Consider the following 10,781-nt stretch of genomic DNA (forward strand, 5'->3'; position numbering starts at 1 on the left):
GATTGAGGCCCCATCGTGCGCCGACGCTCTCTTCTTCTCGCCGCTGTGCCCGCCGGGCTGGCGACCGTCTCCGGATGCGGTGACGACAAGTCCGGCAAGGGTGCGAGCGGTACCAGTTCGTCCCCCGCGCCCTCGGCGACGTCGGCCGTCCCGCCGCCGAAGATCGTCGAGGGGCCGTTGCCGGCGATCACCGCCGGCACCAGGTTCGACCAGAAGCCGACCGTGGCCAAGGGGCCCGGCTCCCCGTCGAAGGACCTGGCCGTGAAGACGGTGATCGCGGGCGGTGGGCAGACGGTAGCGGAGAACGACTACGTCCAGGCGAACTACCTGGGGCAGATCTGGGACACCGCCAAGGTCTTCGACAACTCCTACGACCGCAAGACGCCACTGGTGATCCAGCTCGCCGAGGGCGGCATCATCGACGGCTGGCGGTATGCGCTGGCGGGGAAGAAGGTCGGCAGCCGGGTGCTGATGGCCGTGCCCCCGACCTGGGGGTACGGCACGCAGGGCAACCCCCAGGCGGGCATCAAGGGCACCGACACGCTCGTGTTCGTGGTGGACGTGCAGAACACGTTCAACGCGAAGAGCTCCGCCAAGGGCAAGACGGTGGCGCAGAGCGACTCCGACCTGCCGAAGGTGGGCACGAACACCGACGGCAAGGCGCCGTCCATCGACGTGCCGAAGGCGAAGCCGCCGACGGGGCTGGTCGCGAAGTACGTCATCGAGGGCGACGGCGACGAGGTCAAGGCGGACAACACCGTTCTGGTGCAGTACAAGGGCGTGCTGTGGGACACCGGCAAGGAGTTCGACTCCACGTACGGCCGTGGCCAGCTTGCGTCGTTCTCGCTCCAGCAGGTCGTCAAGGGCTGGGCGCAGGGGCTGACCGGGAAGAAGGTGGGCAGCCGCGTGCTCGTCGTCATCCCGCCGAAGCTGGGCTACGGGGACAACCCGCCGAGCGGCAGCAGCATCAAGAAGGACTCCACGCTGGTGTTCGTGGTCGACATCCTGGCGAAGATGTAAGCCCTGCGGGGATGTGAGAGTGTCGGTGGTGCCGCAATGGCCTCAACACGAAACAGCAGGAGCTTTTGACGTGAGCATCGAGAAGCCCGAGATCGACTTCCCGGGTGGCGAGCCCCCGGCCGACCTCGAGATCAAGGACATCTGGGAGGGTGACGGCCCGGAGGCCAAGGCGGGCGACACCGTCTCCGTCCACTACGTGGGCGTGGCCTTCTCCACCGGTGAGGAGTTCGACGCGTCCTGGAACCGCGGTACGCCGCTGAAGTTCCAGCTGGGTGTCGGTCAGGTCATCAAGGGCTGGGACCAGGGCGTCCAGGGCATGAAGGTCGGCGGCCGCCGCCAGCTGACGATTCCCCCGCACCTGGCCTACGGCGACCGTGGCGCGGGCGCCCGGATCAAGCCGGGCGAGACGCTGATCTTCGTCTGCGACCTGGTCGCGGTCTGACCGAGGTACTAGCCACCGACCGCCGCCGGGCCGGAGCCCGGCGGCGGAGCCCCTGTCGGCCGCCGGGGGCCGTCCGGCAGCCGCTGTGCGGGCCCGCGGAAGCGGGCACCCGGCGGCTGCGCAGGTGATCCGGCCGTGAAGCCGCCCCCGGCGGGGCGGCTTCACGGAGTGCCTCCGGCAGGCTCCCGGGCAGCCGAGGCCGGGCCGGCCACCGACGACGCGGGCGGCTGCCTGGAGGCGACCGGAAACGACCAGCTGGGTCCATGCCTGCGCGGGCATGGACCCTCGGCTTTTGCCGGGGTGCTCGCGGGCGGTACGGTCGTCGGTCGTAAGCACCATGGGGAGGCGAAGGGCGTCGATGGCCATTGCCAAGGCCGAGCGGCTGATGAATCTGGCGCTGTGTCTGCTCGGGACGCGGCGGCCGCTCAGCAAGCGTGAGCTGCGCGAGTCCATCGAGGCCTATCTGGAAGCCGGGTCCGACGACTCCTTCAACCGCATGTTCGAGCGGGACAAGGACGACCTGCGTGAGCTCGGGCTCGTGATCGAGACCGTGGAGAACCTCGAGGGCGAGGTCGGCTACCTGGCGCGCCGCGACAGCAACCGCCTTCCGCCCATCACTCTGGACGCCGAGGAGGCCGCCGCGCTCGGTCTGGCCGCCAAGGTGTGGCAGCAGGCCCGGCTCGCCGGTGCAGCGAGCGGCGCCCTGCAGAAGCTGCGCGCCGCGGGCCTGCCCGAGGACGTCGACCCGTACGAGGTCCACGGCGCCCTGGAACCCCGCATCCCCGTCCACGAGGCCGCGTTCGAGCCGCTGATGTTGGCCTGCCGGGACCGCCGCCCCGTGGTCTTCGACTACCGCAAGGCCACCGCCGCCCATCCCGAACAGCGCCATGTCGAACCCTGGGCGCTGGAGTGCTGGCGCGGCCACTGGTACCTGGCGGGCTGGGACCGCGACCGGGGCGCCGAGCGGGTCTTCCGGCTCTCCAGGATCACCGGCAAGGTGCGCAGCCGCGGCGGCGCCTTCACCGCCCCGGTGCCCGACGTGGTCACCGTCCGTGAGACCGTGGCGAGCTGGGCGGGGGAGACCGCCGACCGTTCGGCGCGGATCCGGCTGCGCAAGGACGCGGGGTACCCCCTTCGGGCGAAGGCCACGTCCGTGCGGGAACTCGGTGACGGCTGGGACGAGTTGGAGATTCCGTACGGGCACGGCCTCGACGCGTGGCTGGTGGAGTTCGGGCCCGACGTGGTGGTCCTGGAGCCGACGGAGCTGAGGGCCGACGTGGTCGATCGGCTGCGTGCCGTGGCCAAGGGCTGAGGGGGGAGACGTACGAACGTGGCAGGCAAACCGGCCAGGCCGGCGAACGCCATCGACCAGACCCGGCGGATGCTGTCCCTGGTGACGTATCTGCGGGAGCGCCCCGGCGCGCGCGTCGAGGACGTCGCCCGGGCGTTCGGGATCACCGAGGAGGAGCTGGTCTCGGACCTCGACGTGCTGCCCATGTGCGGCACCAGCTTCCGCGGCGGCGACCTCCTCGACATCGACACCGACGGCGAGCGCATCTGGTGGCACAACCCGGCCGCCCTGGGTGCGGAGGCGGCCGAGCCCCTGCGGCTGGCGGCGGACGAGGCGACCGCGCTGCTGGTGGCCGCGCGGGCCGTGGCCACCCTGCCGGGACTGCGGGAGAGCGACCGGCAAGCGCTGCTGCGCGCCACCGCCAAAGTGGAGACCGCCGCCGGCGAGGCAGCGGGCGCCAGCTCCCGGCTGTCGGTGACGTTCGAGTCCGAGGGTGGCGTCTTCGCGGATGTCGACCGGGCCATCTCCGAGCGTCGCCGCCTGTGGATCCGCTACTACTCGCCGGCCCGCGACGAGGTCACCGAGCGTGAGATCGACCCGATCCGCCTGGTCAGCGTCGGCCACACGTATGTGGAGGCGTGGTGCCGCCGCTCCGAGGCGCGCCGCACCTTCCGGCTCGACCGGGTCGCCGAGATCAAGATCCTCGACGAGCCGTCGGCGCCCCCGGAGGTCGAGCTGCGGGACCTGTCGGAGGGGCTGGTCCAACCCGCCGCCGAGGATCCCGAGGTGGTCGTCGAGGTCGGACCGGGTGGCCGTTGGGTCGCCGAGTACTACCCGCACGACAGCGCGGATGAGCTGCCGGACGGCGGGCTGCGTATCACCTTGCGGACCCCCGACCCGGCGTCGCTCAGACGGCTGGCGCTGCGGCTCGGACGGGACGGCCGGATCGTGTCGCCGCAGGATCTCGCGGACAGCGCCCGACGGGCGGCCCGCGAGGCGCTCGCGGCGTACGACGGGCCGGATCCGGTTCAGGACGGGCTGTACGACAGGCAGGAGCAGCAGCTGTGAGCACGTCGGCGATGTCTGGTGCGTCGGAGCAGTCGGAAGCGTCGGCCGGTGTGCCGCAGGCGCCAGGGGCCGCTGAGATGTCGGTGCGGACGGCGTTCGCCGGGATGAGGCGCGTCGCCGACGTGGTGTTCCGGGCCGGCTGCCCGGACTGCCGGGCCCGTTTCGAGCTGGGGGCGAGCGCCCTGCGGCTGGCCATCGGCGCCACCAGCAAGACCACGTTCTACTCCTTCACGTGTCCAGAGTGCGGCGCGTCCGTCCGCAAGCCGGCCGGGGAGCGCATCGTCGAACTGCTCACCGGCGGCGGGGTGCGGACCCTGCGGCTGCACTCGACCCTCTAGGCTCTTACGTCATGTTCTGGCCGATGCTCGCGATCGCTCTGGGGTTCCTGGGGCTCGCCGTTCTGGGTGTGTTCGCCGTCCGGGTCTTCCTGGAGGCCCAGCGCCTCGGGCGGCAGGTCGCCGACTCGGCGCGCCGGATCAACCGTGCCGCGGAGGACCTGGAGCGGGCGGCCGTGGGCGCGGCGCGGGCCGCGGACCGGATATGAAATCCGCCGTAGCGCGGCAATCCGGCCACAGCACTAGGCAATCCCGCCGCAGCTCGGTAACGCCTCACGCCGGTCCTACGCCTCACGTCGGCAACCGGCCTCACGCCGCTACCTCCGGCGCATGCCCTTCTGCACCACACGCCGTACCGCGACGGTGTTCCGTGGATCCGGTAAGAAGGGCCGCAAGAGGCGCAATGAGTCACTTCGCCCTGTCTACTTCCCACCGCGTACAGGTACGCTGCTGGTCGCGGCCCGGAGAACGAGGCGCGGTCCGCAGACCGGGAGTACGCACAGGGATTGCCTCACGTTCACCCCTGAGCGTTACGATCGCTGCACGGTTGTCGGACATTTGTCCGACTGATCGAACAGCACCCCCACCCAATGCCGCCTCGGTGAGAAGGTAAAGACTTATGTTCGGAAGGCTCGGAGCCCCCGAGATCATTCTCATCCTCGTCGTCATCATCCTGCTGTTCGGCGCGAAGAAGCTTCCGGACATGGCGCGCTCCCTCGGCAAGTCCGCGCGCATCCTGAAGAGCGAGGCAAAGGCGATGAAGGAGGAGGGCAAGCCCTCCGCGCCGGCCGGCCCGCCGAACGACGAGCAGCCCCCGGCCCAGCGCACCATCCAGGCCGCTCCCGGCGACGTGACGAGCGCCCGCCCGGTCAACGAGCCGACGGACACGACCCAGCGCTGACGGGAGGACCGGAGCTCCCGGTCCACTGCACGAGATGAGGATGTGGGTTGCTCAAGTCTGCCCGCAAACAGGAGAAGGACCCCGAGGGGCGGATGCCCCTCGCGGAGCACCTGCGTGAACTGCGCAACCGGCTCGCCAAGGCCATGCTGGCCATCATCGTGGTCACGGTCGTCGCCGCCTTCTTCTACAACGACATCATCAACTTCCTCACCCAGCCGATCCTCGACTCGGTCGGGTGCGGGAAGAGCTTCGAGGAGCTGGCGAGGTCCTCGAGCCACAACCAGCAGTGTGCGCGTATCACCATCAACGGTCTGCTCGCCCCCTTCACCCTGGCCCTGCAGGTCTCGCTGATGGCCGGCGTGGTGTTCGCCTCGCCGGTCTGGCTCTACCAGCTGTGGGCGTTCGTCGCGCCGGGGCTGCACCGGCACGAGAAGAAGTACGCCTACGGGTTCGTCTGCACCGGTGTCCCGCTCTTCCTCGGCGGCGGGTTCTTCGCCTACAAGGTGCTGCCCACCACCGCGAAGGTGCTGATCGACTTCACGCCGTCCGGCGTCGACAACCTGCTGCCGCTGGACGACCTGCTGCAGCTCGTCACGCGCATGGTGGTCGTCTTCGGGCTGTCCTTCGAGCTGCCCCTGCTGCTGATCATGCTCAATCTCACCGGGGTGCTCAGCGGCACGCGCATGCTCGGCTGGTGGCGCGCCATGATCCTGGGCATCACGGTCTTCGCGGCCGTCGCCACCCCCAGCACCGACCCCCTCTCCATGCTGGCGCTGGCCGGGCCGATCTGCGTGCTGTACTTCGGCGCGGTCGCCTTCTCGCTGCTCAACGACCGGCGCAAGCAGCGGCGCGAGGCCGAGGGACCCGCCGACGACGAGGCCTCCGAACTGGATCTCACGCCCGAGGACATCGGCGAGGTCGAGGGTGTCACCGCGAGCCGGGCACTGCCCCAGGCGCCGAGCACGGACCAGGTCAACGGGTATGACGACGTGACGTGACCGCCGGGAAGCGGCATGTGAGGTGCTGACCGACGGCCGTGGGGCCCCGCCGAGGACATCGGCGGGGCCCCACGGCCGTCCGCGTCTCGGCCGGCGTCCGCGATCCTCATAATGATCGTCCTGTTGTCAGTGGCTCCCGGTACGCTCGAAAGCACGATGACAGAGGAACTCTCCCCGGCCGAGCGGTACGCGGCAGCACGTAGACGCGCTGCCGAGCAGGCCACCGCGCTCGCCTCCTTCCGCGAGATGTACGACTTCGGCCTCGACCCCTTCCAGACCGAGGCCTGTGAGTCACTCGAGGCCGGCAAGGGCGTGCTGGTGGCCGCGCCCACCGGTTCCGGCAAGACGATCGTCGGCGAGTTCGCCGTCCACCTCGCCCTCGAACAGGGCAAGAAGTGCTTCTACACGACACCCATCAAGGCGCTGTCGAACCAGAAGTACAACGACCTGTGCCGCCGCTACGGCACACAGAAGGTCGGCCTCCTGACCGGCGACAACAGCGTCAACTCCGATGCGCCGATCGTCGTGATGACCACCGAGGTCCTGCGGAACATGCTGTACGCGGGCTCGCAGACCCTCCTCGGCCTCGGCTATGTCGTCATGGACGAGGTGCACTACCTCTCCGACCGCTTCCGCGGCGCCGTCTGGGAGGAAGTGATCATCCACCTCCCCGAGTCGGTGACGCTGGTGTCGCTGTCGGCGACCGTGTCCAACGCGGAGGAGTTCGGCGACTGGCTGGACACCGTCCGCGGCGACACCGAGGTGATCGTCTCCGAGCACCGGCCCGTGCCGCTGTTCCAGCACGTGCTGGCCGGCCGCCGGATGTACGACCTGTTCGAGGAGGGCGAGGGCCACAGGAAGGCCGTCAACCCCGACCTCATGCGCCTGGCCCGCATGGAGGCCAGCCGCCCCATGTTCCAGGACCGCAGGCGGGGCCGCGCCATGCGCGAGGCCGACCGCGAGCGGGAGCGCAGACAGCGCGCCCGGGTGTGGACACCGAGCCGGCCCGAGGTCATCGAGCGGCTCGACGCCGAGGGCCTGCTGCCCGCGATCACGTTCATCTTCAGCCGCGCCGCCTGCGAGGCCGCCGTCCAGCAGTGCCTCTACGCCGGCCTCAGGCTCAACGACGAGGAATCGCGGGAACAGGTGCGCGCCCTCGTCGAGGAGCGCACGGCCTCCATCCCTTCCGAGGACCTGCACGTCCTCGGCTACTACGAGTGGCTGGAAGGCCTCGAGCGCGGCATAGCGGCCCACCACGCGGGCATGCTGCCGACGTTCAAGGAGGTCGTCGAGGAACTGTTCGTCCGCGGCTTGGTGAAGGCCGTGTTCGCGACCGAGACCCTCGCGCTCGGCATCAACATGCCCGCCCGCTCCGTGGTGCTGGAAAAGCTCGTCAAGTGGAACGGCGAACAGCACGCCGACATCACCCCCGGCGAGTACACCCAGCTCACCGGCCGCGCCGGCCGCCGCGGCATCGACGTCGAGGGCCACGCGGTGGTGCTGTGGCAGCGCGGCATGAGCCCCGAGCACCTCGCGGGCCTCGCCGGGACGCGCACCTACCCGCTGCGCTCCAGCTTCAAGCCGTCGTACAACATGGCCGTCAACCTGGTCGAGCAGTTCGGCCGGCACCGCTCCCGCGAACTCCTCGAGACCTCCTTCGCGCAGTTCCAGGCCGACAAGTCGGTCGTCGGCATCTCCCGCCAGGTGCAGCGCAACGAAGAGGGCCTCGAGGGCTACAAGGAGGCCATGACCTGCCACCTCGGCGACTTCGAGGAGTACGCCCGGCTGCGCTGCCAACTCAAGGACCGCGAGACCGAACTGGCCCGGCAGGGCGCCTCCCAGCGCCGCGCCGAGGCCGCCGTCGCCCTGGAGAAGCTCAAGCCCGGCGACGTCATCCACGTCCCCACCGGCAAGTACGCGGGCCTGGCCCTGGTCCTCGACCCCGGCCTGCCCGCCGGTCGTGTAGGCGGCCACCGGGGCCTGGAGTACCAGGACGGCCCGCGCCCGCTGGTCCTCACCGCCGAACGGCAGGTCAAACGGCTGGCCACGATGGACTTCCCGGTGCCCGTCGAACCGCTGGAGCGGATGCGGATCCCGAAGTCCTTCAACCCCCGCTCTCCGCAGTCCCGCCGGGACCTCGCCTCCGCGCTGCGCACCAAGGCCGGGCACATCCCGCCGGAGCGGCAGCGCAAGCGGCGTTCGCAGGCGGCCGACGACCGTGAGATCGCCCGGCTGCGCGCCGCGCTCCGCGCCCACCCCTGCCATGGGTGCAACGACCGCGAGGACCATGCCCGCTGGGCCGAGCGCTACCACCGGCTGCTGCGCGACACCAAGCAGTTGGAGCACCGTATCGAGGGCCGGACGAACACGATCGCGCGTACCTTTGACCGCATCGTGGCGTTGCTCACCGAACTGGACTACCTGCGCGGCAACGAGGTGACCGAGCACGGCAAGCGGCTCGCCCGGCTCTACGGCGAACTCGACCTGCTCGCCAGCGAGTGCCTGCGCGAGCGCGTCTGGGAGGGGCTCGCCCCCGCCGAACTCGCCGCCTGCGTCTCCGCGTTGGTGTACGAGGCCCGGGTCGGCGACGACGCGATGGCGCCGAAGCTGCCCTCAGGCAAGGCCAAGGCCGCGCTCGGTGAGATGGTGCGGATCTGGGGACGTCTGGACGCCCTGGAGGAGGAGTTCCGCATCAGCCAGACCGAGGGCGTCGGCCAGCGCGAACCCGACCTCGGGTTCGCCTGGGCCGCGTACATGTGGGCCAGTGGGAAGGGGCTGGACGAAGTCCTGAACGAGGCGGAGATGCCGGCCGGTGACTTCGTGCGGTGGTGCAAGCAGGTGATCGATGTGCTCGGGCAGATCGCGGCGGCTTCTCCTGTGGAGGGCTCGACCGTGGGCAAGGCCGCGCGCAAGGCGGTTGACCAGTTGCTGCGGGGTGTTGTCGCCTACTCGTCGGTGGGGTGAGAGTCGTCGGGCGGGTGCGGGTTGTCTGTGGCTGGTCGCGCCCACGCGGCGGAGCCGCATGTCGACTCACCCCCGCGCCCCTTGAGCTCGTCGCTCTACCCCCGATTCACATACGACCGCCAGCTGCCGTACGACGTGATGTCCCGTGCGTCCGTCAGGGCGCCGGGCTCGCACAGGAAACCCGCTACGCGCGTTCCGTCCGCCAGTTCCACGCTGCCCAGCGTCATCGGGCGGGGCAGAGCGGTGAGCAGGTGGCCCAGGCCCTCCGCGGGCAGGCGCCACACCTCCGTCTCGATCGCCGCGCCGTCTTCCCCGACGTGCACCAGCCCCGGCTTCGGCGGGTCCGTGCACAGGGCGTGCAGGCGGTAGAGCGGGGCCGTGGTCGTCGTACGGTCCAGCCGGGCGCCCAGTGCCAGGAGCTGGGGGTTCAGGGGCTGGTCCGACAGGTGTGCGCCCACCACGGCCACACATGTCTCCGGTTCCAGCACTCGGGCGATCCGGGCCAGCCGTTCGTCCGTGAACGCCGGGCCGATCAGCATCACGCCGAACGGCAGCCCGCTCACCTCGCCCGCCGGGACGGCCACCGCCGCAAGGTCGAACAGATTCGTCGAGTTGGTGAAGCGGCCCAGACGGGCGTTGGCGCCCAGTGGGTCCGCGGCGACCTCGGCGAGGGTCGGGTGCCCCGGGGCGGTGGGCAGCAACAGGGCGTCCGCGTCGGCCAGTTCCGTCAGGGCGCGGGCCCGCAGGGCGGCCAGACGGGCCTGGTCGTCGAAGAGCTGGGGGGCCGGGATGCCGCGGGCGCGGGTGATGATGCCGGCGACCGTCGGGTCCAGACCCTCCCCGCCCTCGGCGATCAACTTGTCGACAAAACTTCCGACCGCCGCGTAACGCTCCGCCACGAACGCGCCCTCGTACAGCATCGCGGCCGCCTCCGTGAACGGCGCGAGGTCGATGCTTCGCACCTCGACCCCGGCGTCGGCGAGCCGGCCTACCGCGACGGTGTAGGCCTGCGCCCAGCCCTCGTCCAGTTCGCCGAGGTCGGCGAGCGGTGGGACCGCGATGCGCCACGGGCCCGGAGCCCGCTGGGGGAGTGGCGGGAGCACGCGGTCGGGCGGTGCGGACATGTGGGCCAGGGCCTGCTCGGCCTCCGGGAGCGTACGGGCGAACACGGTCACACAGTCGATCGAGGCGCAGGCGGGCACGACACCGGTGGTGGGGACGAGGCCGCGGGTGGGCTTGAGGCCGACGATGCCGTTGAAGGCGGCCGGGACGCGGCCCGAGCCCGCGGTGTCGGTGCCCAGGGCGAAGTCGACGATGCCCAGCGCTACCGCTACGGCTGAGCCGGAGCTGGAGCCGCCGCTGATCCTTGCTGGATCGTAGGCATGGGGGACAGCGCCGTAGGGGGAGCGCGTTCCCACCAGACCGGTTGCGAACTGGTCCAGGTTCGTTGTGCCGATCACCATGGCGCCGGCTTCCCGCAGGCGTGCCACGGCCGGGGCGTCCGCTTCGGGTACGTACGCGTAGGCCGGGCAGCCTGCTGTGGTGGGCAGGCCCCTGACATCGATGTTGCCCTTCGCCGCGAAGAGCCGGCCGGCCAAGGGCAGGTGTTCGCCTGCGGCCACTCGGGCGTCCATGGCGCTTGCTTCGGCTTCCACGTCTTCCTGGGGGCGGAGGTCGATCCAGATTTCGGGACGGTCGACGGCTTGGATGCGGGCGTATGCCTGGCGGACTCGGGTCAGGGTGGACATCTGTGCTCCCGGGC

Annotated in this window: 10 protein-coding genes; 9 read left to right on the top strand and 1 reads right to left on the bottom strand. The window is 70.6% G+C overall.

Going from position 1 to position 10,781, the window contains the following annotated elements; translation table 11 throughout:
* Nucleotides 1–15: 15 nt before the first annotated feature.
* From ACZ7L1_RS14590 to ACZ7L1_RS14630, 9 genes are all read left to right on the top strand, one after another.
* Nucleotides 16–1,020: an FKBP-type peptidyl-prolyl cis-trans isomerase gene (locus ACZ7L1_RS14590; protein ID WP_471437214.1), complete on the top strand. Its 1,005-nt coding sequence runs from the start codon at nucleotides 16–18 to the stop codon at nucleotides 1,018–1,020.
* 70 nt (nucleotides 1,021–1,090) lie between these two features.
* On the top strand, nucleotides 1,091–1,462 hold the full coding sequence (locus ACZ7L1_RS14595; RefSeq protein ID WP_103839080.1) for an FKBP-type peptidyl-prolyl cis-trans isomerase: 372 nt from the start codon (nucleotides 1,091–1,093) through the stop codon (nucleotides 1,460–1,462).
* A 358-nt stretch (nucleotides 1,463–1,820) separates the two neighbouring features.
* A complete protein-coding gene (locus ACZ7L1_RS14600) occupies nucleotides 1,821–2,774 on the top strand; it encodes a helix-turn-helix transcriptional regulator (RefSeq protein ID WP_471437216.1) in 954 nt (317 codons plus the stop codon).
* Nucleotides 2,775–2,792: 18 nt separating this feature from the next.
* Nucleotides 2,793–3,821 carry a helix-turn-helix transcriptional regulator gene (locus ACZ7L1_RS14605; protein WP_103839078.1) on the top strand — a complete coding sequence of 343 codons (1,029 nt, stop codon included), beginning with the start codon at nucleotides 2,793–2,795 and terminating at the stop codon, nucleotides 3,819–3,821.
* 77 nt (nucleotides 3,822–3,898) lie between these two features.
* A complete protein-coding gene (locus ACZ7L1_RS14610; RefSeq protein ID WP_236041782.1) occupies nucleotides 3,899–4,159 on the top strand; it encodes a CpXC domain-containing protein in 261 nt (86 codons plus the stop codon).
* Nucleotides 4,160–4,170: 11 nt separating this feature from the next.
* Nucleotides 4,171–4,365 (top strand): hypothetical protein, encoded by a 195-nt coding sequence (locus ACZ7L1_RS14615; RefSeq protein ID WP_200421328.1) that lies wholly within the window; start codon nucleotides 4,171–4,173, stop codon nucleotides 4,363–4,365.
* 410 nt (nucleotides 4,366–4,775) lie between these two features.
* Entirely contained in the window at nucleotides 4,776–5,057 is a 282-nt protein-coding gene (gene tatA / locus ACZ7L1_RS14620) for a Sec-independent protein translocase subunit TatA (protein WP_103839075.1), read from the top strand.
* A 47-nt stretch (nucleotides 5,058–5,104) separates the two neighbouring features.
* Nucleotides 5,105–6,055, top strand: a complete 951-nt coding sequence (gene tatC / locus ACZ7L1_RS14625; RefSeq protein WP_471437218.1) for a twin-arginine translocase subunit TatC — start codon at nucleotides 5,105–5,107, stop codon at nucleotides 6,053–6,055.
* Nucleotides 6,056–6,166: 111 nt separating this feature from the next.
* Nucleotides 6,167–9,019: a DEAD/DEAH box helicase gene (locus ACZ7L1_RS14630; protein WP_471437220.1), complete on the top strand. Its 2,853-nt coding sequence runs from the start codon at nucleotides 6,167–6,169 to the stop codon at nucleotides 9,017–9,019.
* A gap of 95 nt (nucleotides 9,020–9,114) precedes the next feature.
* On the opposite strand, the gene atzF is transcribed toward ACZ7L1_RS14630, so the two are convergent.
* The gene (gene atzF, locus ACZ7L1_RS14635) at nucleotides 9,115–10,767 is read right to left on the bottom strand and encodes an allophanate hydrolase (RefSeq protein WP_471437222.1); all 1,653 of its coding nucleotides are present in this window, start codon (nucleotides 10,765–10,767) and stop codon (nucleotides 9,115–9,117) included.
* Nucleotides 10,768–10,781: the final 14 nt, after the last annotated feature.

The sequence above is a fragment of the Streptomyces sp. NPDC107546 genome, assembly GCF_055639175.1.